Below are 20,391 nucleotides of genomic sequence, written 5' to 3' on the forward strand. Positions count from 1 at the left end.
TTCAAAACAACTTGCCATGGTCAAACCAAAAATACAATTCACAATGAAGCAACCAGAATTAGGCAAGAAAATCTCAGAATTGAGAAAAGCCAAAGGGCTCACACAAGAGGAGTTAGTTGAAAAATGTAATTTGAATGTGCGTACTATTCAGCGCATCGAGGCAGGAGAAGTTACTCCAAGGTCGTACACCGTAAAAGCTTTATTTGAGGCTTTGGATTTTTCAGGTATAGAAGAAAGATCCCAAAATGAAAGTAAGTTTCAAAATAGTACCTTGGTCTATTTGGGGATTGCAGCAGGTATTATCTATTTCTTTCTCTCGATTTTTGAAATAGGATATGAGATAGAGTTTTTAGAAGGTAAAGAAGCCATCAGTCGCACAGCTTTCTCACTGATTAAAGTCTTCACTTATTTTGGCTACGTATTATTTATGTTTGCTTGGGTCAGGCTAGCCGGTTTTTTTTCAAATTCCTTTTTGAAAATTGCAGCCTGGGCAATGATAGGGGCTAATCTTATTTGGGGTCTAGTCGATATCCTTGCTTTACAAACTGACTATTTCAACCTGGGAGATTATTACATGGTTAAGATCAGTTCTTTTGGATTTTTTTATATTTTGTTGGGAATGTCCTTTACTTCCTTCAAAAATCGCTATTCCTTCATCCCTTTGATCGTTGGAGTGCTTACCATAGTAGCTGGAGTTTTTTTGTTTTCCGGAATTGCAGCTTTTCTGGGCTTGATTCCCCTTACGTTGGGAGAAATCGGACAAATAGGGCTTATGATTTATTTTATAACAAAAATCGGGGGTAAGTCTTCCCCCGATTCTCAAATCAAAGTATCAGAATTTTAGGATGAATTCCTGAAGGTTTTCAGAACGCTCCAATTGAATTTTTTTCCGAAGTCTATATCGGGCAATCTCGACTCCGCGAATCGTGATATTCATCAGATTGGCTATTTCCTTCGATGAAAGATTCATCCTCAAATATGCACTCAATTTGATTTCCTGTGGACTAAGATCAGGGAATCTTGACTTGAATCGAGACATAAAATCCCCGTGTACCTCGTCGAAATGCATTTCAAACTGTTCCCAGTCTTTGTCACCGGCAATGTTTTTTTCAATGCTGGAAATGATCTTTTTGATCTCGTTTTTGACCTCTTGATTTTTACTCTTTTTGATGATGCTGTTGAGATGTGATTTTGTCTGAACGATAAAGCCATTTTTATTGATCAAGTGCATCGTAGCTGAGGCCAATTCTTTATTTTTTCCCTGAATTTCAGATTTTAGTTTTTCAGTTTTGAGGCGTTCGATTTCTTTTTGAGAATCCTGCAAATCACTTTCCTTTTGCTCGATGACTTTGGATTGAGCGGCTTGAATCTTCGCGGTTGTTTTTTTCAATTTTCGATCAGCTATACGGAAGAGTAAGTAAAGCAGGGTGATCGTCAATATTGCATAAATTAGGTATGCAAGTGTCGATCGATACCATGGTGGCAATACTTTGAATGTAAACTGATCCTCCTGACCGACTTGATCATAGATATTTTTACTACGAACGTGAAGAATATAGTTGCCTTCTCTCAAGTTGGTGTAGGACCTATCCCTTCTGGTAGACCATTCGCTAAAGTCATCCTCAAAGCCCTCCAGCCAAAACTGATATTGAGTGGTGTTTTCATTGTTTGGAATAGGATTGCTTGCTTCAAATCTAAAATGAGCCATTTCATAAGGGACCGTTGTAATTTCCTCATTTGCCTCATTTGAATTTAAGGTGTCGTTGAGCCAGTAATTTCCTTCTGAAATAATGGAGTCTGATATTCCCGTAAGATAAACCGATCGAATCATGGTGGGGAATACCGTCGATACTCGGTAGTTCCTATCAAGTTTATACCAAATGAATCCCTCATTGGCAGCAAATAGAACTTCATTTGGCCGAATGAGCGATATATTCTGCAAATCATCATTTAAGAAAGGCCTGATCTTATTGAAAATCTGATGATTCTTTTGATAGGTTCCATTGATTTGCTTTTCTAAGACTCCTACTTCGTCACTGCCGATATAAAAGATATTACCTGCCGGATCTTCTACCATGCTAGTGGCTAAAAAATCATAATCGAAATAAGGCTCAAAATTGGGATCTTTCTCGAATCGATCTGAATCCGAATTATATCGATAAATACCATACTCCGTCGAATAAACAACCTGATTATTGAGCTTCCACACACTGTTTAGCAAGGTGGTAGGCAATCCAGATTCTATTCCATAATATTTAGACTCTACGGAATCCAAAGCTTCATTAAGGCGAAGTCGATAGACTCCTTTGTAGCCATGCGCCATCCAAATATCTCCATTGCTGTCCTGTTCGATCAGTCGGGACGATTCATCAAAACCCTTGATTTTCCGAAGGAATCGAGCTGATCCATTGGTAAGCTCAAACAGTAGAAGGCCATTGTAGCTACCGCTTATGATAAGATTTGGATGATCTTTCAGGCTTTGAAAATTCCAAATTCCATTTGGCCCTCCAAGGGATGATATATTCCGATTGTTTACACTAAATGCACCATTATTTTGTGCCGAAAGCAAGAGATTTTGGATCTGCGAAATCTGATAAACTTGCCCTGTACCACCTGGAATAGGCTCAATCTCCGTTTCGTCTTCTGAGCTTTCTTCTTTTGAAAAAAGGCCATAATTGGTACCAAAGTAGAGTTTATCATCTTTCAGGTAGGCGTCATATCCTGTTCCTGGAAGACCTGAAAACTGATCAATCAAGCGGAAAGGCAGACTCAATTCTAGTAAGGTGATCCCATTGTTGTGACCTATCCAGAGATTTCCGACGGTGTCTTCAAAAAGCGATAGAATTGAATTATTTCTCAACCCTTTTTCTTTGTTCATGCGGAGTAGTATGCGGCCATTCTGGTCTACTATAAAAATCCCATGTCGCTGCGTACCAAGGGCTATGTTTCCATTTCTAAGCCTAAGCGCACGGTTTATCTGAGTTTCAGATGGTAGATTAATTGGCCATGATTTGACTTGCCCAGGACTGATTTCAAAAATCCCCTCGTTTTGAGTGAAAACTAAGTGTCGGTTCCCAGCAAGGGAGATAAAGCTTACGACTACTTTATCACCAAAAAGCTCACTATTATCCATTGAGACCAATTTTCCAGTCTCTAAGGAAAGTAAACCTTTGCCACGTTGATTGACTACCAGGTTATTGTTTGCAAAGTGAAAACTCTCAAACTCTGACTCTGCTTCCAGAACTTCCTCTAAATCCAGTTTTTTATTGAAAATAAAGATCTCCTCCAGTGTACAGAAAACCACCTTGTCCCGGATGAACAAGATCTTCCAAATCTCTTCTAGATTTTGCTTCTCAGTTGGCAACTTTTCCAATAGTGACTGGTATTGGAGCCTTCCTTGAGAATTTGCTTTGAAATATCCAAATTCTGCTTGTCCGGATACATATATAGTCCCAAACTCATCAATGGCTACATCCCGTATTTTGGTGCTATTCGGCAAAGAGTACCGCCTCCATTCAGTACCATCATATTCCAGGAGTCCAAAGTTATTGGCCACGTAAATCATCCCCGATGTGCTCTGGGTAAAAGCAAAGTTTTGGATACCTCCCTGATAGTCGTTGGAAGAATAGTATTTCGAAAAAGGGAGACCGGGTACCTGAGCCTGAGCTGCCGATATAGAACCTATCAGAAGGATAATGATAAGCCGAATGATCATCTGTTATTTTGGGTTTTGGTTAAAGTTAAAAAAAAATGGCATGATGTATATAAAGTTGAGTTGAGTCTATCTCATTTGATCCAAAATATGCCATTTTAATCAAAATAAGGTTGGTTTTGGAATAGGCTGTGATGGTTCTGTGAAAATTATTTTAGCTATTTGATGTGTTATTGTGTGGGTTTGGTATTGGCTTGAAAATGCTTTTTTTCATTTTGGATTTTATCTTAATCAAAAAAAACCTCTGAATTTTCGCAAAGCTACTTTGGAATAAAACACCCAGGGATAAATCATGCATCACCAAAGAATCAAGTATGTGATCTTAATTCTTTGATCCAATCAAAACAATTTAAATTTTGTTCGCAGGGTTTGGGAAATTAAAGATAGAGAAATTGGATGAAAGAAAAGCTCTGAACTTGATCTCAACTTCTTAAAAGCTCCTGAGCAATACGTTTTTTTATTCGGCTGATAATCTGTGCATTTTCCCTACTGATACTTTCTATCTCAAGGATTTTCGGTTGTGAGCTCTCTAGGTAAAAATCTTGGAGGTAAGCTTCCAATTCCTCGGAATCACGGGCTAATGCATAATCAAACCCTTGTTCCATGGCCAAATAGGAAGCATTGAGTGTTTGCTCGGTCTCAAAGTATTCCTCCAACTCCGGTTGCTGCGATGGGCCTTCAATTAGCCTGAAAATTCCGCCTGCGTGATTATTCAGTAAGATGATCCGCAAGTTGGGAGTAGGATAATTGTTCCAAAAGGCATTACGATCGTAGAAGAAGGCTAAGTCTCCAGTAATCAAAGTAACAAAGCCATCATTGACCCAAGCTGCTCCAACTGCAGTACTATTGCTGCCATCAATTCCGCTCGTGCCTCTGTTGCAATAGATTTCTTGAGGTCTTTTTCCCAAAAAGTTCAAGTATCTGACCGCCATGGAATTGGCTACCTGAATTTGTGAGTTTGCAGGAATATATTCTAAAACTCTTTTGAAAGCAGGATATTCACCAAATTCCTCTTGGTCAAGAAAGTGGAATAAATGATTTCTGACTTTTTCCTCCAAGCCTGACCATTTTTCTTGAAAGGCTTTGTCGCTCGAAAAGCCTTGTTCCGAAAGCCATTTTAAAAAGAATATAGCATCGCAATCAAGGAACTCAGTCAGACCCTGAAAAGGGTCACGGAGCCCTTGATGAGCTTGAATATGCCAATGCTCGACTTCATTCTTTCGAAGAAAAAGCTTTAATGATTTAGAAATCACTGATTTCCCGAAACTGATAACCAAGTCTGGTACTAAATCCTTACTGATGGGCTCGTTTCCTATCCAATGATCATGCAGAGTGACGGAGCCCGAAATCTGATGATTAGAAATCGTATCCGCAACCACTACCAGGTGCTGTACTTCGCTAAGTTTCTGAAGAAGTTCAGAAATAGTGGGGTCTGGATTCTGTTGACCCGGTACGATTAGTATTTTTTTGAAAGCATTTAGTTTGGACTTGAGGTCATCAAGGTCCTCATGGGAAAGGTTTCTTTTACCTTCTCGGACTTGAATAATTGGAAGGTCGGCGGACGCATAGAAAGATTCTCCTTTTTTGGGATAAAATGGCTCTCGAAGCGGAATGTTGATATGAACAGGCCCCTTAGGACCACTGATGCTCAAATTGATAGCCTCATTGACTATGCGCTGGGCAAACCAAAGTTGATCTTGGTGCTGAAAGCTATCTGGAAAGTCAAAACTTTCCTTTACATGCTTTCCGTAGACTTTGGTTTGATGAATCGTCTGTCCATCCCACTGATCGATCCACTCCGGCGGTCTATCAGCAGTAAGAATAAGTAAGGGGATTTCTTGAAAGAATGCCTCAGAAACAGCCGGGAAATAGTTTAAAGAAGCGGAACCTGAAGTGCAGACCAAAACTACAGGTTGCATCAGTTGCTGAGCCATTCCCAATGCGATAAATGCCGCGGATCGCTCATCAGAAATTGTTCGTGTCTGGATTTCCGGATTCCTCGCAAAAGCAAGAGTCAAAGGGGCACAGCGGGAACCAGGAGAAAGAATTGCATGCCGAATGCCTTTTTTCGCACAAATGGCGACTAAATCTACGATGGCTTGCATGGTCAATTGTTGACTGTTTGAATGAATTTTCCGATGATATTACATTTCACCTCGGTCTCTTCCCATTCCTTGTCTGGATCGGAATCTTCGGTCACTCCAGCACCTGCATAGAGAGTAATAGTGTCCTGACTTAGCGAGGCCGTCCGTAGATTGACATAGATGGATGTTTTATTCTCAATGTTGACCGGTCCGATGAAGCCAGCAAAAAACTTCCTGTCAAAACCTTCATTCGCTTTTAGAAACTCATGCGCCTCTTTTCTCGGCATCCCGCAGACGGCTGAAGTAGGGTGGAGGAGTTGTAGCATGACTGATCCGAGCTGAGGAAAGTTGGTCTCTTTCATATTCACCCGAAAATCAGATCGAAGATGCAAAAGATTTCCGGCCATGACCGTTTTTGGACCATGTTCTTCGTATTCGCGAAGTCTGATTTTCTTAAAACAATCTACAATGTATCGACTGACAAGTGCTTGTTCCTCGATTTCCTTCTGGGTCCAGGCGGCTGATTTTAAAGGGTTTTCTCCTTGGGCTACTTGAGTGCCAGCAAGGGACATGGTATAAAAATGATCTCCACTGGTCTCGATTAATATCTCAGGGCTAGCTCCCATCCAAGTACCTACGTCGGGTAGGTGGAAGAAATTCACAAATGAATTGGGATAGGTGTGGATTAGATTGAGCAAGCTTTTTCCCAAGTCAAAATCTTCTGTTATTACCAAGGTTTTGGTTCGCGCAGGAACCACTTTCTCCATGGATCCCATTTTGACAGCTTCTATGCTTTTTCGAACTAGCTCTAGAAAGTGTTCTTTATCTCCTCCGTCTTTTTTGAGTTCTTGTACCGTGATTTTAGGGAAATACTTTTTGGCAAATTGAAGAGATTTATCTCCTTGTTCAGCAAACTTTTGAATCCATTCGGGTAGGTTGGTTTCGCTTTGATCTTTTGCAAAAGGAACTTTAAAATACTCCTTGGATTCTATAAAAAAGGCCGAATGATCGGCTTGATCTTCAAAAGGATGAACTATAAAGCCGGAAGGCACATCTTCGAGAGAAATGTTGACTTTTCTTGCCAGCTTCGAATCATCGAAAACCATTTCCAACTCATTACTTTTTGGTCTTTTCCATAAAGCAAAAGAACCACCGAATTGGAATCCTGCATGAAGAATTTGCTGAAGAGCCTCGTACTGGGAAATGGATTTGGCTGCTAAGGATTCAATCATTTTTTATCTAAAATAGCCATTGTAATTCTGCTTACGCAGCAAAGGGCCTCTTGTTCGTTGTAGATTTTTATTTCCCAAACTTGGGTACTTTTTCCTAAATGTATGGCTTTTGCAATGCCTTTTACTCTTCCTGAACGGACAGATTTGAGGTGGTTTGCGTTGATTTCCAATCCAACACAAGTTTGACTTTTCAAATCAATGGTTAAGGAAGCAGCTACGCTTCCCAGCGTCTCTGCTAGCACTACATTCGCTCCCCCGTGTAACAAGCCCATCGGTTGTTTGGTTCTGCTATCTACGGGCATGGTTGCACATATGAAGTCATCCCCAATTTCTGTAAAAACAATATCCAGATGGCTCACCATGGTGTTTTGACCGCTTTGGTTGAGCTGTTGCAAGGAAGGCTTTGTTTTAAAAACCATGAATTCTATTGGGAATTGATTTTATTTGAACTTTGACAAAAATATAGAAAATGCAGCGAAAAAAAATTTACTTAGTCAGACATGGGCAGACCGATTTCAATCTCAAAGGGGTAGTACAAGGAAGTGGGATAGACGCACCTATCAATGAAACCGGTAGATCTCAAGCAGCTGCATTTTTTGAAGCATACAAGGATGTCGAGTTTGATCAGATCTACCATACTTCTCTCATTCGAACTCGCCAGTCCATTCAGCAATTTGTGGATAGAGGAATTCCCACCACAGCTTTAGCGGAATTGAATGAGATTTCATGGGGTGAATATGAAGGAACTCCGATGACTCCGCAGGAAAATGAGTATTACCTGCATATGCTGCATCAGTGGCAGGAAGGAAATTTAGACTATGCGATAGCCGGAGGAGAAAGTCCCAATCAAGTAGCGGTAAGGCTGCAGCGGGGGATAGATAAAATAATTTCGGGTCCGGGAGAAACAATTCTGGTTTGCATGCATGGTAGAGCCATGCGTATATTTTTGAGTTTGATTTTTCAGTACGACCTGCGCTACATGGATCAATTTGAGCACAGCAATCTGTGTCTTTATTTACTGGAGCAACTTGGAGAGGATAGATTTGTGCTACGAAAAGCAAATGACCGAGCTCATCTTAAAGCTCTGTAAGCAATTTACGGCCTTTGGCTTTTGACTCTTTGATTTGTGTTTGCTCACTCAGAAAATTCTCAAAAACTGATTCATTCTTGGTCAAATCATAAACTCGAAATGCAATGTCTTCAAGTTTTAAAGATTTTTTTCCTGAAACTTCTACTAAAAAGTCGCCAAGAAAGCATTCGTCAAAATCACAGGAAGGAATTTCAATGAAAAGGGCAAGTTCAGAGTTGCCTTCGTAGCTTTTGGTATCAAAAGAAGAAAATTGCTCTTCTATCTGATTCAGTGCTATTTTATGCTGTTTGAGTTCCTGAGATTGGAAGATGACCAAAAAAGTTTTGGATTCTGGTTGAATCGCTTGAACCTGTAGTCCTACAAAAGTGAATAATATGACTGCCAGAAACTTTCTCATGCCTTAATATAAACATTAAAGTCCTCGGAAAGCAAATTTGTTTGAAGGCAAAAAATAAACCCCGAGAAAATATCCCGGGGTTTGAATGTTATTAAGCTTTTACGGTACGCTTCTTTTTTGGCTTTTCTTCGACGATTTCGTCTTCGACGCCTGCCAAGATTCTTCCGCAGTGCTCACACACGATGAGTTTCTTCTTTTCGCGAATATCTGCCTGACGCTGTGGTGGAACGGTATTGAAACAACCGCCACAAGCTCCACGCTTCACCATCACTACTGCAAGACCATTTCTCGCATTAGCTCTGATTTTTTCATAAGATCTGTAGAGTCTGTCATCCACTTTTTTAATGGATTTTTCTCTTTCTGATCTCAACTTATCTTCTTCTGCCTCACTTTCGGAGACAATTGTAGACAATTCGTCTTTCTTTTGATCAAGATCTTTCTGTCTGTCCTTCATGACAGCATTCAAATCATCAAGATCTAATTTTTTCTGGTCAATTTTTGCGCCTGCTTCTGCGATCTTCTTTTTCGAAACTTGAATTTCAAGATCCTGAAGCTCCAATTCCTTAGTGATAGCATCATATTCGCGGTTATTGCGAACATTCATCTGCTGCTCCTGATATTTCTTAATCAGTTTTTCAGACTCTTTAATGCTTTCCTTGAAATTCTTGATGTCCTGTTCGTAGGCTTCAATTTCATTTCGGAATTTTTCAAGTCTGGTCTCATAACCGGCGATTTCATCTTCGAGATCCTGAACCTCCTCAGGCAGTGCTCCCCGTACTTTGATGATCGCATCCAGTTTAGAATCTATCAGCTGTAAATTGTGTATAGCGTCGAGTTTTTGTGCTACTGTACTTTCCATGTACTATCGGTAGGATGTGGGATTTGTAACTACTTTCGTCAAATAGAGTGCAATATTAGGAAAATTTTGCGACAATAGTTCTGATAGTAACTCTTTTGTAAAAATTTCGCTTTCATAGTGCCCGATATCGCAAAGCATGAGCTGGCCCTCTGCATCAAAAAACTCATGGTATTTAACGTCTGCGGTCACAAAAGCATCCGCACCATGTCTTTTAGCATCTCCCAAAAGGAATATTCCTGCCCCGCCACAAACAGCTACTTTTTTGATAGGTTTCCAGCGAAGTGCCGTGTGCCTCACTACCTGAAGGTTCATTCGCTCTTTGAGATAGTCCAAAAAGTCTAGCTCATCCATTGGCGATTCCAATTCCCCTATCATTCCAGCACCTACCTCCTGATTTTCGTTTTCAAGGTCTTGAAGGTAGAAGGCCACTTCTTCATAAGGATGGCTTTTTTTCATCGCAGACACCACCTTTTGACTCAAATATTTGGGTAGAATTACTTCCGCTCGCACTTCAGGTTCGTAGGATGGAACCCCGGCTTTTCCTGAGTATGGATTGGCGGCATCGGATGGAGTAAAAGTTCCCATTCCATTGACTTGAAAGGAACAGTCTTTGTATTCCCCAATCTGTCCTGCACCGGCTTGGTAGACAGCGCCTAGCACTTGGTTTTTTGAGTCTTCAGGCACAAAAAAAGTAAGCTTGCTTAAATTCCCCTTTTTGGGTTGAAGAATCTTCGGATTGAGAAGTGAAAGACGATCTGCGATCCGCTTGTTTACTCCATTGGAGACATGGTCGAGATTGGTATGAATGGCGAAAATCGCGACATCGTTTTTTATTGCTTTGATGACAGTTCGCTCCACGTAGTTTTTCCCCGTGAGGCTTTTCAGACCTTTGAAGACAATCGGATGATGGGCCACCACCAAATTTACTCCGAGTTGGATAGCCTCGTCTATTACCTCCTCCGTGCAATCCAAAGAACAAAGTATGCCTTTGACAGGCTGATTGGGATCTCCTGCTATCAGCTGTGCATTGTCGTAGGACTCCTGGTAGGCTGGAGGTGCAAGTTGATCTAAAAATGAAATGATGTCTCGGATTTTGTATTCCATGGTTTTTTGTTTCTTTGATCAAAAATAAGAATTCTTCTAGATGCGAGGGTTGCTTTTTCTTTTGTTTCCTTTTTCTATTCTCTACGATGGCATCACCCGTCTACGCAATGCGTTTTATGACTGGGGTCTTTTCAATAGCACTGATTCCAAGATTCCGGCGGTTGTCGTTGGTAACCTAAGAGTGGGAGGGACCGGCAAAACTCCTATGGTGGAATTTTTGATTCGAAGCTTTCGCTCCGATCATGCCGTAGCCACCTTGTCAAGAGGTTATGAAAGGGTAACAAAAGGTTTTCGAAAAGTCAACCCCGACTCAAAAGTGGCAGAAGTAGGTGATGAACCCTACCAAATACACCAAAAGTACGGACAGGATATTCAGGTTTTTGTATCTGAGAATCGTGTTTTAGGGGTTGAAGAAATCTTGAAAGAGCATAAGGTCCCAAGTTTACTGATTTTAGATGATGCCTTTCAGCATAGAGCTATTCACGCACAGTTTTATATCCTTTTGACTACTTGGTATGATCCTTTTTTTAAGGATTTTCTCCTGCCGACAGGAAGACTTCGGGAAAGTCGCCAAGGTGCCAAAAGGGCTGATGCAATCGTGGTGACGAAATGTCCAAGCTCTCGGACTTTTCAGCAAGAAGATGAGATGAGGAGGCAAATTAATTCTTATTCGGGTGATACTACACCTGTATTCTTTTCTTCCATCGATTATGGAAAGCCTCTAGCTTTAATCCATCAAGAGGCTTTTTTTCCACGTGTGATTCTTTTCAGTGGTTTGGCTGATTCCAGTGCATTGAGGGCTTATTGTGAGCAGAATTATCAAGTGTTGGATGTGGTAGATTTTCCGGATCATCATGCTTATTCTGAAAAGGATTATGAGTTGCTCAAGCAAAAGGCATCAGCTCATGGAAGTAAGAATTTGGTCTTTTTGACGACAGAGAAAGATGGGGTAAAAGTTAAATCACAGCTTAAGAAAGGATTTTTGGGAGAAATTCCGATTTTTGTCCTACCAATAGAGGCCCAGTTTGAGCAAGAGGAAGCGACAGCGCTATTACAACTAATCCAACAAAAAGTCTTTGGAAAAGACCACAAAGGTGAATAAATCCATACTCGCAGTATTTATATTCTTTTTTTTAGGATTGATTCAGCATTCCTTTGCGCAGCGCCCTATTCCCCAAAATGGACGGCAGGTTCAAAACCCAAATCAGCGAGTGCAGCAGGAAGCTTTGCAGCAGGGAGAAGTTGAAGGAGAGGAGCAAACGGGTAGGAGAACTCTTTTGGACGATAGTACCCGGATGGTTTTTGGGCCTACCACTGCCTTGTTTTTCTATGAAAAAGATATCAAGCGAAACAGTTTGACGCTTTATCCCCAAGATACTTCATTGACCAATTTTCATAATTATGACCCTCGTGCAAAAGGGGGCTGGAAATATCAGGACTTGGGAAATATCGGCTCCGCTGCCAAGCCTATTTTTTATGAAATACCTGATCAAATTGGTACTCGATCTGGATTTCATGCATACGACATCTACTATCATAATCCCGAAACCCGAAAGTACTTCGATACCAAATCTCCCTTTACCAATATGTCAGCTTTTTTTGGTGGAGGGAATCGAAATATGTTGGATTTGGAGTTTGCCCGCAATGTGAATCCGCGATGGAATATTGGATTTGAGTTCCATACTATTCGATCCCGAAAAACGCTAAATCCAATTGCGAGGGATGACAATATGGTGGAGCAGACATCCTACTCGCTGCACACCAATTATCGTTCTGAAAATGGCCGATATTGGCTTCTAGGGAATTTCTCAAGGATGAGGCATGTAGTAAACGAGATTGGTGGAATTATTCCTCCTGAAGAGGATTCTACCTCAGTTTATTTCACTTATGAAGATGCCAAAGTTTGGTTGCGAAACTCCCAAGCGAGAGACCTGAGACAGGATTACCATTTCTATCACGAGTATAAAGTAAGGGATGGCCTTCAGATCTATCACGTTTTCGACAGAAAGAGTCAGGATATCAGGTTTGATGCCTTGCTGAATTCGACTGACTCTCTTTTTTATCCCTCTGCTAGATTACTGGAGTCCGACACCACGAGAAATATCCATGATTTTTCAGAGTGGAAAAATGAATTTGGATTAAAAGGAACCTTCGGAGGCTTTTTCTATAATGCCTATGCAAAGCTCCGAAATGGTAGAATGCAAAACCCTGCTTTCGAAAGCGACAATACCTTCAATGAGGTATTTATCGGCGGGCAACTTATCGGCAAACTTTCCGAGAAGTGGTCATTAAGTGCTGATGGGGAATACCTACTTCCCGGTGCCTTTCGGATTCATGGAGTTTTTCAATCTCCCTGGCTGGATGTGGAATATACCAAGGCGCTTTACAAACCCAGTTCCATGCAGCAGCGATATGCCGGTAATCACTTCAACTGGGACAATGATTTCGACAATGTTGGCGTGGACCAAGTTACCGGGACGCTAAAACTAGATATCGGCAAAGCTAAAATAAGACCGGGCTTGACTATCAACCGAGTAAACAATTACATCTATTTTGATGAAAACAGGTTGCCTGTTCAGGCGAGCGGAGAGGCATTTATGCTGATGCCAAGTGTAAAATCAGCTATCCGGGTAGGTAAAAAATTCCAGTGGGATGCTGAAGTGATTTTCACAAGTGTATCTGGAGGGGCAGCTGAGGCATTTCGAATTCCTGAGTTATTTGCAAATACCCGTTTTTACTTCGATAGTCCTGCATTTGATGAAAATGTATTCCTGCAGTTTGGATTGGATATTCGCTATCACTCTTCTTATTTTGCGGATGCCTATTGGCCATCTCATCAGCAGTTTTACCTCCAAAACACCTTTGATGTGTATGCCTATCCGGTGGTTGACGTGTTTTTGAATTTCCGAATCAACAGAACTCGAGTTTTGCTGAAATACAATCATTTGAATTCGGGAATGATGAGTCGAGAGGGGTATTTTGTAACGCCTGACTACACTGGAATTCGATCCTTTATTGATTTGGGAATCACATGGTATTTATTCGATTGATGGTGTCCTGAACCCGATGGAAAAATTGGTGTTTGATTAAAAGACGTTTGAAGAAAAAGATTGGTTGACTGATGAGTTGGCAAGAAAGTACGAAAGAAAAAATGCTGAATCTCCAGCTACCTACAGATCCCCGATGGGTGGGAATAGCTGAGATGCAGATTGAAGATATTTTGGTTGATCATGCTTATTGCGAGCAAAAGGCGGCTTCCTCCTGCATTTCCTTGATCATCCGATACAATGATTTGGATGAACTTGTTGATACTTTGACTCCGATCGTAGCGGAGGAGTGGGGACATTTTGAGCGGGTCATGGAGCAGCTTCGCAAAAGAGGTTTGCGATTTGGGAAGCAACGAAAAGATGAATATGTGGCGAAGCTTTATGACTTTGTTCGCAAAGGAGGGAGCAGAAAAGATCAGCTGACAGAAGGATTACTCATGAATGCACTCATTGAGGCAAGAAGCTGTGAAAGATTCAAGCTTCTGTCCAAAAATATTGAGGATGAGGAGCTTCGGAAATTTTACTATGAATTGATGATCTCGGAGGCTGGCCATTATGTGACCTTTATTGATTTAGCCAGAAAATACCAAGATTCTGAAAAAGTAAATAAGCGTTGGAAGGAATGGCTTGAATTCGAGGCTGAGGTAATGAAAAATATGGAGCTCCGAGGTGATCGAATGCATTAAGCAATATTTTAGGAAGTATCTTCGTGAAATGCTTATACTTATTGGCAGAAATAAATTTTGAATAAAGAAATTGTTCTAAAAGCGGACAGAATATGAATTTGATCGAAAATATGCGTGAGGCGACCAAGTCAGTGCAGGTGAATATCCTGCGGACAATTTTGACTGGTGCCATCATTGCCATTGGGATTTCTTCCTTGGTTGGAATGTTGACAGCCATTGACGGAATCAAAGCACAGATTGCCGAGAGTTTCTCAGGTTTAGGTGCCAATACTTTTGACCTGCGAAATAGGGGTTTTTCCGGGGGTAGAGCCATCCAAGAAGGGGAGAAGGAGAAGACCTATCCGATCATTACCTACAAGGAATTCATGGAGTTCAAGAATGAATATTCTGCCTATGGGATTTCCACAGTCTTCACCCGAGTGTCGGGTTCCGCTGAGGTTAAAAGGGACTCTAAAAAGTCTGATCCAAATGTCCGCGTAGTAGGAGCAGATGATAATTACCTTGCTATCAAAGCCATAAAGTTGGATGCCGGGCGAAACTTTTCAAATGTCGAGATCCGCTATGGAAACAATGTCTGCATCATTGGAAAGGAGATCAAGGAGATACTATTTGAGTCAAACGAGAATCCAGTCAATGAAAAGATAACCGTTTATGGCCGACCTTATACCGTAATCGGGGTATTGGAAGAGCAAGGAGGTGTAGGTAATGATCAAGGAGCTGATCGTCAGATATTGATTCCTGTGGAAAATGCTTCTCGACTGGATCAACGTGGTACCTTCCGATATCAGGCTACTTCCGTAGCTTCTGGACCGGATAGATTGGAGTATGAAATGGGTCAGGCGATTGGGATTATGAGAAAAATCCGTCAAGACAGAGTAACTGAAGAGGATTCTTTTGAACTGACAAAAAGTGAGTCTGTGGCTGAGAGCTTGGAGGAAGTAGCAGGTTACTTGCGAATTGGAGGTTTTGGAATCGGGTTTATCACCCTTTTGGGTGCATCAATTGGTCTTATGAATATCATGCTCGTTTCAGTTACCGAGCGAACTCGTGAAATTGGTATCCGGAAAGCTTTGGGCGCAACTCCACTTCGGATCCGTCAACAGTTTTTGATCGAGGCAATTGTGATTTGCCTTTTTGGTGGAGTGGTAGGCGTTTTACTGGGGATTACCATCGGAAATGTCATCGCCAACTTCATTGGCCCAGGAGGTTTCTTGGTGCCGTGGCTTTGGATGTTTGTGGCATTCGTGATTTGTGTGGTTGTTGGCTTGCTCTCGGGATATTTCCCCGCTTTCAAAGCAAGTAAATTGGATCCAATCGAATCACTTCGATACGAATAATCAAAAAACCCGCTGGAAACCTAATTCCAGCGGGTTTTTTGACATTAATTTTTTTAATAAAACTATCCCAACCAAGCGCCCCAAGGTATTCTGCTGAGAATAAGCACCAAACCCACAGCGTAAAGCATGTAAATACTTCTGAATTTTGCTCGGGATGTTTGAGCCTTTTTAGCACGGCTGTAGCCGATAGTAATTAGCACAATCGCCACGATGTTGATAAGTGGATGCTCCAAAGCCGTCAATCTAGCAGCAGGATCAGACATAGCTCCTCCGCCTTGTAGAAGCGATAGTCCTACTGGACTCACAAAGTAAAGAATCAAGCCAAGGAGTAATTGGACATGGGAAAGAATGAATGCAATCAGTGCTATTTTTCTGTCTTTTTCTGTAAACTCACGTCCACTGAGTGAGCCGATAAGCATTAAGAAGATCACGACTATCAGTGCGATGAGCACTAAGTAAGCCAGTCCGGAGTGTGCATTTTGTAATCCTGTGTACATAGTTCGATTTGTTTGTGTGAAAATAGCTGAAAATGGAAAAAGGTTTCCAAAAAGACCGAAAATTAGTCGACAAATAGCACTAAGCCTTTGAGGTACTCTGTCTCAGGGTGGAAAATATTGATTGGATGATCTGCAGGTTGCGAAAGCTGATGAAGTATTCTAGTTCTCCTGCCAGTTTCCATGGCAGCTGCTGTGACTGTATGCGCAAAAAGGTTTTTGTCCACTACCTGAGAGCAAGAAAAAGTAAATAGAATTCCCCCTTTTTTAATTCGTTTGAGAGCTTCTGCATTCAGTCTCTTGTATGCTTGTACCGCATTATGCCGGGCTTTGATGTTTTTGGCAAAAGCCGGAGGATCCAAAACGATAATATCATAATCGTCTCCTATTTCACGGATGTATTTGACTACATCGGCCACTTTGGATTCGTGCCTGCCTTTGATCTCAGGATTGAGCTTGATGTTTTCTTCTGTGAGCTCGATGGCTTTGGCAGAAATATCCACCGAATGAACTTCTTCTGCACCTTCTAGAAGAGCCAAAACTGAAAAACCACCGGAATAACAGAATGTGTTTAAGACTTTCTTTTCTTTGGAATAATCCGCCAAAAGTTTTCTGTTTTCTCGCTGATCGATGAAAAAGCCTGTTTTCTGACCTTTATCCCAATCAATCCGGTAGGTGGCTCCGTATTCTTGAACCAAATCTGTATCTGGGCTACCATAAACCCATTTGTTTTCATGGATTCCAAAATGCTTGGGCAGCGTTTCGGAGCTCTTATCGAAAATAGCTTTTAGCTTTTCTCCAAAGCAATTCTGCAGCGCGATGCTGATATTTTCAAGATGCTGGTGCATCCCAATTTGATGGCATTGAATCACGGCCGTGCCATTGTAAAAGTCTATAATCAAGCCGGGTAATAAATCACCTTCCCCGTGAATCAAACGGTACACATTGGTATGGCTGCTATCTGCCAAGCCCAAGCTGTTTCGTAGTTGAAAAGCAGACTGAATTTTTTCATCCCAAAAATTCTGATCAATTTCTGATTTTTCGAAGGAAATCATCCTCACCATAATGGAACCATTGGAAAAGTGTCCGATTCCTAAGAATTCTCCTCCTCTTGAATAGACACTGACAAGCGCTCCGTTTCCCAAATCGCTTTCTTGCTCGGCAATAGCGCCTGAGAATACCCAATGATGCCTTCTTTTTAGAGATATTTCTTTTCCTTTTTTGAGGATGATTTTAGGATAGTTCATGGGATTGATTTTTTGATTTGGGAAATAGAAAACTTCCGATGACCATTCCCAAAATACTGCCTGCCAACCCAAACAGATGGGCGGCTACATCGGAAGGAATGAAATTCATGAAAAGGTAAGTAAGCATTCCTGCAATCATAGACAAAAATGCTCCGCCTCGAGAGGCTTTTTTCCAATAAAATCCTGCTGTGAGGGGTACAAACAGGGAAACCAACATCAAAATGGAAGCTCCAGCAACCAGATCGTAAATATTTGATTTCCAACTAGCCATAATGGTAGCGATGATTGCGACTAAAACCACATTGATTCTCAGTATCCAAAGGAAGTGTTTATCTGATAAATTTTGTCCAAAATAGGGTTTGATGATATTTTCTGAAATGATAGCAGAGGGAGCTAGCAGGCCAGAACTAGTCGTACTCATAATGGCCGATATAAGGGCCCCAAAAAAGACAATTTGGATGGGTAATCCGCCGTGCTCGAGAATCATTCTCGGTAGGAGCATTTGATTATTGTCTAGGGATAGTTCGGGATAAAGCACACGAGCACCCAAGGCAATAAATAATGGGAGCAAACCAAATGACAAATAGAATATTCCGGCCAAATAGGTGGACTGTACTGCTACTTTCTGACTTTTGGCAGACATCACCCGCTGGTAAATATCCTGACTGGGTATGGAACCTAAGCCCAAAATCATCCAAGCTCCTAGGTAATTGAGCCAAGCTGTAGGATTGGCATCAGGGATGAATCGAAAACTACCTTCAGGCGCTTGATCGATAACAGCCTTAAATCCTCCTGCCTGCTTTGCTACCATAATTGCCACCCAAAGTAAACCAATAACAATGACTGTGGTCTGAATAAAATCAGTGATGGAAATAGCCCACATTCCTCCTAGAAAGGTGTAAAGGACTACTACTCCAGCGGCTATTAAGATTCCCTGTAATAAACTAAGGTCGGTGACTGCACCTAAGACTAAACTCAAAGCGACCAATTGGGCAGCAACGTACCCGAAGTACGCCGGAATCATAAAAATGGATGCTGTCAGTTCTACTTTCCTTCCGTAGATTCTTCCAAAGACGTCCCCGATGGTCAGGACATTCATCCGATACATGGGCTTTAAGTAAAAAGCTCCAAAAAGAATCAAACAGAGAGCTCCTCCAAAAGGATCTTCGATTACGCCAAGAAGTCCTTCTTCTAGGTAGACCGAGGATGCTCCAAAAATTGTTTCTGACCCAAACCAAGTGGCGAATAGGGCGGAAGCCGAAAGGAAGAGGGGTAGAGACCTGCCTGCTAGGACAAAATCCCCCGAGTTTTTGACAAGCCGTGAGGACCAGATACCGATCCCTACGGTGATTGCCAAATAAACGATGATGGCCGTCAGTAGCAACCCGACTAGCCTTTAGCGTACATCTTTTCCCGCAAGGCTTTTATTTCCTCACTTTCCAAGTAATCATCATAGCTAGTCCGTCTGTCAATCACACCATTTGGAGTGAATTCTACTACTCTATTGACCGTGGACTGCACAAACGCATGGTCATAGGAGGAGATGAAGACTGTCCCGTTAAATTCAACCACGGCATTGTTAAATGCGGTGATGGATTCTAGGTCAAGGTGATTGGTAGGTTCATCCAAAACCAGGAAGTTTGGATTTTGAAGCATCATTTTGGAAATCATGCAGCGGACTTTTTCACCTCCTGAGAGCACTGTACATTTCTTCAAAGTCTCCTCACCTGTGAAAAGCATTCGACCTAAAAAGGTTCTGACATAAGCTTCTTCCTGATTGCTGGAATATTGCCGCAGCCAGTCGATGAGGTTCAGGTCAGAATTAAAATACTTGGAATTTTCATTGGGTAAGTAGGCTTTATTGATCGTGACCCCCCATTTGAAAGTGCCTTTGGTAGGCTTTTGCTCTTCCATGATGGTCTCAAAGAATTTGTTGACCGCTTGCTTGGTTTTGGAGATGAAAGCGATTTTATCGCCTTTGTCCACCATTAGATTTACATCTGTGAAATAGGTCGTTCCATCTTCCACCAACTCTAAACCCTCAGACATGAAAATCTGATCTCCCGCTTCACGCTCAGGCTTGAAAATGATGCCCGGGTATTTTCTAGAACTTGGCTCTATGTCGTCCACGTTCAGTTTTTCAAGCATTTTCTTTCTGGCAGTGGCTTGTTTGGACTTGGCTACATTCGCTGAGAATCTTGCAATAAATTCCTGAAGTTCCTTTCGTTTTTCCTCCGCTTTTTTGTTTTGATCAGATCGTTGCTTGAGTGCAAGCTGTGACGATTCGTACCAGAAAGTATAGTTTCCTGAGAAGATTTTAATCTTACCAAAATCAATATCTACGATGTGCGTTGAGACCTCATCCAGGAAGTGTCTGTCGTGAGACACGACAATGACCAGGTTCTTAAAATTGATCAAGAAGTCTTCCAGCCAAGCGATGGTTTCTGCATCCAAGTCGTTGGTCGGTTCATCAAGAATCAGGATATCTGGATTGCCGAAAAGGGCTTGTGCGAGCAAAACCCGAACTTTTTGATTACCCGCCAGCGCTTTCAGAGGCTGATAATGTAGGTCTTCGGATATGCCTAGACCAGAAAGTAGTGCTGCGGCATCAGATTCTGCATTCCAACCATCCATTTCCGCAAATTCGGCTTCGAGTTCTGATGCACGAATGCCATCTTCTTCCGAAAAGTCTGGCTTCATGTAGATCGCATCTTTCTCCTCCATGATGGCGTAGAGTTTTTTGTGACCCATCAACACGGTCTTCAGTACCTCTATCTCATCGAATTCGAAGTGATTTTGCTTCAAAACAGCCATCCGTTGGCCGGGGGTGATATGAATACTTCCTGAGGTACTGTCGATTTCACCGGAAAGGATTTTCAAAAAAGTGGATTTCCCGGCTCCATTGGCTCCGATGACCCCATAGCAGTTTCCAGGTGTAAATTTTAGATTTACATCTTCGAAGAGGGTTCGTTTTCCAAACTTGAGGGAAAGATTATCTACAGAAATCATGGTACTAATTGTGTTTTTTTTGAAGGCGCAAAGATAGGAATAATTATTTCCTTGACTATTTATTCTCCTCCGCTAATCAATCCATTTCAGTGC

Annotated in this window: 17 protein-coding genes; 6 read left to right on the plus strand and 11 right to left on the minus strand. The window is 41.6% G+C overall.

What is annotated here, in order from left to right; all coding sequences use genetic code 11:
- The first annotated feature begins 43 nt into the window (after window positions 1-43).
- On the plus strand, window positions 44-844 hold the full coding sequence (locus tag G457_RS22355; RefSeq protein ID WP_162142716.1) for a helix-turn-helix domain-containing protein: 801 nt from the start codon (window positions 44-46) through the stop codon (window positions 842-844).
- On the opposite strand, the gene G457_RS0116445 is transcribed toward G457_RS22355, so the two are convergent.
- The 4 genes from G457_RS0116445 to G457_RS0116465 all read right to left on the minus strand — a co-directional run bounded on the left by G457_RS0116445 (window position 833) and on the right by G457_RS0116465 (window position 7,447).
- On the minus strand, window positions 833-3,715 hold the full coding sequence (locus tag G457_RS0116445) for a two-component regulator propeller domain-containing protein (protein ID WP_026947436.1): 2,883 nt from the start codon (window positions 3,713-3,715) through the stop codon (window positions 833-835). The genes G457_RS22355 and G457_RS0116445 overlap by 12 nt on opposite strands.
- Before the next feature lie 419 nt (window positions 3,716-4,134).
- Window positions 4,135-5,817 carry a 2-succinyl-5-enolpyruvyl-6-hydroxy-3-cyclohexene-1-carboxylic-acid synthase gene (gene menD / locus G457_RS0116455; RefSeq protein WP_248602873.1) on the minus strand — a complete coding sequence of 561 codons (1,683 nt, stop codon included), beginning with the start codon at window positions 5,815-5,817 and terminating at the stop codon, window positions 4,135-4,137.
- Window positions 5,818-5,819: 2 nt separating this feature from the next.
- On the minus strand, window positions 5,820-7,028 hold the full coding sequence (locus G457_RS0116460) for a chorismate-binding protein (RefSeq protein WP_026947438.1): 1,209 nt from the start codon (window positions 7,026-7,028) through the stop codon (window positions 5,820-5,822).
- The gene (locus G457_RS0116465) at window positions 7,025-7,447 is read right to left on the minus strand and encodes a hotdog fold thioesterase (RefSeq protein ID WP_026947439.1); all 423 of its coding nucleotides are present in this window, start codon (window positions 7,445-7,447) and stop codon (window positions 7,025-7,027) included. The genes G457_RS0116460 and G457_RS0116465 overlap by 4 nt, the downstream gene beginning before the upstream one ends.
- A gap of 50 nt (window positions 7,448-7,497) precedes the next feature.
- Between G457_RS0116465 and G457_RS0116470 the strand changes: the two genes are divergently transcribed.
- Window positions 7,498-8,118: a histidine phosphatase family protein gene (locus tag G457_RS0116470; RefSeq protein ID WP_026947440.1), complete on the plus strand. Its 621-nt coding sequence runs from the start codon at window positions 7,498-7,500 to the stop codon at window positions 8,116-8,118.
- Here G457_RS0116470 and G457_RS0116475 read toward each other — a convergent pair.
- From G457_RS0116475 to G457_RS0116485, 3 genes are all read right to left on the minus strand, one after another.
- Window positions 8,105-8,515, minus strand: a complete 411-nt coding sequence (locus tag G457_RS0116475; protein WP_026947441.1) for a hypothetical protein — start codon at window positions 8,513-8,515, stop codon at window positions 8,105-8,107. The two genes, G457_RS0116470 and G457_RS0116475, sit on opposite strands and share 14 nt — an antisense overlap.
- A gap of 91 nt (window positions 8,516-8,606) precedes the next feature.
- Window positions 8,607-9,374: a zinc ribbon domain-containing protein gene (locus G457_RS0116480; RefSeq protein WP_026947442.1), complete on the minus strand. Its 768-nt coding sequence runs from the start codon at window positions 9,372-9,374 to the stop codon at window positions 8,607-8,609.
- A 3-nt stretch (window positions 9,375-9,377) separates the two neighbouring features.
- Window positions 9,378-10,478: a Nif3-like dinuclear metal center hexameric protein gene (locus G457_RS0116485; RefSeq protein WP_026947443.1), complete on the minus strand. Its 1,101-nt coding sequence runs from the start codon at window positions 10,476-10,478 to the stop codon at window positions 9,378-9,380.
- A gap of 40 nt (window positions 10,479-10,518) precedes the next feature.
- Between G457_RS0116485 and lpxK the strand changes: the two genes are divergently transcribed.
- From lpxK to G457_RS0116505, 4 genes are all read left to right on the plus strand, one after another.
- The gene (lpxK, locus tag G457_RS0116490; protein ID WP_026947444.1) at window positions 10,519-11,580 is read left to right on the plus strand and encodes a tetraacyldisaccharide 4'-kinase; all 1,062 of its coding nucleotides are present in this window, start codon (window positions 10,519-10,521) and stop codon (window positions 11,578-11,580) included.
- On the plus strand, window positions 11,555-13,528 hold the full coding sequence (locus G457_RS0116495) for a putative porin (RefSeq protein ID WP_026947445.1): 1,974 nt from the start codon (window positions 11,555-11,557) through the stop codon (window positions 13,526-13,528). Before lpxK ends, G457_RS0116495 begins: the two co-directional genes overlap by 26 nt.
- 71 nt (window positions 13,529-13,599) lie before the next feature.
- On the plus strand, window positions 13,600-14,211 hold the full coding sequence (miaE, locus tag G457_RS0116500; protein WP_026947446.1) for a tRNA-(ms[2]io[6]A)-hydroxylase: 612 nt from the start codon (window positions 13,600-13,602) through the stop codon (window positions 14,209-14,211).
- Between the two features lie 92 nt (window positions 14,212-14,303).
- Window positions 14,304-15,548, plus strand: a complete 1,245-nt coding sequence (locus tag G457_RS0116505; RefSeq protein ID WP_026947447.1) for an ABC transporter permease — start codon at window positions 14,304-14,306, stop codon at window positions 15,546-15,548.
- A 62-nt stretch (window positions 15,549-15,610) separates the two neighbouring features.
- Here the strand turns inward: G457_RS0116505 and G457_RS0116510 are convergent, their stop codons facing one another.
- The 4 genes from G457_RS0116510 to G457_RS0116525 all read right to left on the minus strand — a co-directional run bounded on the left by G457_RS0116510 (window position 15,611) and on the right by G457_RS0116525 (window position 20,298).
- Window positions 15,611-16,045: a hypothetical protein gene (locus G457_RS0116510; RefSeq protein ID WP_026947448.1), complete on the minus strand. Its 435-nt coding sequence runs from the start codon at window positions 16,043-16,045 to the stop codon at window positions 15,611-15,613.
- Window positions 16,046-16,107: 62 nt separating this feature from the next.
- Window positions 16,108-17,289 carry a class I SAM-dependent rRNA methyltransferase gene (locus tag G457_RS0116515; protein WP_026947449.1) on the minus strand — a complete coding sequence of 394 codons (1,182 nt, stop codon included), beginning with the start codon at window positions 17,287-17,289 and terminating at the stop codon, window positions 16,108-16,110.
- Window positions 17,276-18,673: a sodium:solute symporter family protein gene (locus G457_RS0116520; protein ID WP_026947450.1), complete on the minus strand. Its 1,398-nt coding sequence runs from the start codon at window positions 18,671-18,673 to the stop codon at window positions 17,276-17,278. Before G457_RS0116520 ends, G457_RS0116515 begins: the two co-directional genes overlap by 14 nt.
- A 5-nt stretch (window positions 18,674-18,678) precedes the next feature.
- Window positions 18,679-20,298, minus strand: coding sequence for an ABC-F family ATP-binding cassette domain-containing protein (locus G457_RS0116525; protein WP_026947451.1), 1,620 nt, complete (start codon window positions 20,296-20,298; stop codon window positions 18,679-18,681).
- Window positions 20,299-20,391 lie beyond the last annotated feature (93 nt).

Origin of the sequence: Algoriphagus marincola DSM 16067 (genome assembly GCF_000429405.1) — a bacterium.
Classification (GTDB): Bacteria; Bacteroidota; Bacteroidia; order Cytophagales; family Cyclobacteriaceae; genus Algoriphagus; species Algoriphagus marincola.

Coding starts and splice junctions, on each gene's coding strand:
- G457_RS22355 (WP_162142716.1), top strand. CDS start 44: ATGAAGCAACCAGAATTAGGCAAGAAAATCTCAGAATTGAGAAAAGCC.
- G457_RS0116445 (WP_026947436.1), bottom strand. CDS start 3,715: ATGATCATTCGGCTTATCATTATCCTTCTGATAGGTTCTATATCGGCA.
- menD (WP_248602873.1), bottom strand. CDS start 5,817: ATGCAAGCCATCGTAGATTTAGTCGCCATTTGTGCGAAAAAAGGCATT.
- G457_RS0116460 (WP_026947438.1), bottom strand. CDS start 7,028: ATGATTGAATCCTTAGCAGCCAAATCCATTTCCCAGTACGAGGCTCTT.
- G457_RS0116465 (WP_026947439.1), bottom strand. CDS start 7,447: ATGGTTTTTAAAACAAAGCCTTCCTTGCAACAGCTCAACCAAAGCGGT.
- G457_RS0116470 (WP_026947440.1), top strand. CDS start 7,498: ATGCAGCGAAAAAAAATTTACTTAGTCAGACATGGGCAGACCGATTTC.
- G457_RS0116475 (WP_026947441.1), bottom strand. CDS start 8,515: ATGAGAAAGTTTCTGGCAGTCATATTATTCACTTTTGTAGGACTACAG.
- G457_RS0116480 (WP_026947442.1), bottom strand. CDS start 9,374: ATGGAAAGTACAGTAGCACAAAAACTCGACGCTATACACAATTTACAG.
- G457_RS0116485 (WP_026947443.1), bottom strand. CDS start 10,478: ATGGAATACAAAATCCGAGACATCATTTCATTTTTAGATCAACTTGCA.
- lpxK (WP_026947444.1), top strand. CDS start 10,519: ATGCGAGGGTTGCTTTTTCTTTTGTTTCCTTTTTCTATTCTCTACGAT.
- miaE (WP_026947446.1), top strand. CDS start 13,600: ATGAGTTGGCAAGAAAGTACGAAAGAAAAAATGCTGAATCTCCAGCTA.
- G457_RS0116505 (WP_026947447.1), top strand. CDS start 14,304: ATGAATTTGATCGAAAATATGCGTGAGGCGACCAAGTCAGTGCAGGTG.
- G457_RS0116510 (WP_026947448.1), bottom strand. CDS start 16,045: ATGTACACAGGATTACAAAATGCACACTCCGGACTGGCTTACTTAGTG.
- G457_RS0116515 (WP_026947449.1), bottom strand. CDS start 17,289: ATGAACTATCCTAAAATCATCCTCAAAAAAGGAAAAGAAATATCTCTA.
- G457_RS0116525 (WP_026947451.1), bottom strand. CDS start 20,298: ATGATTTCTGTAGATAATCTTTCCCTCAAGTTTGGAAAACGAACCCTC.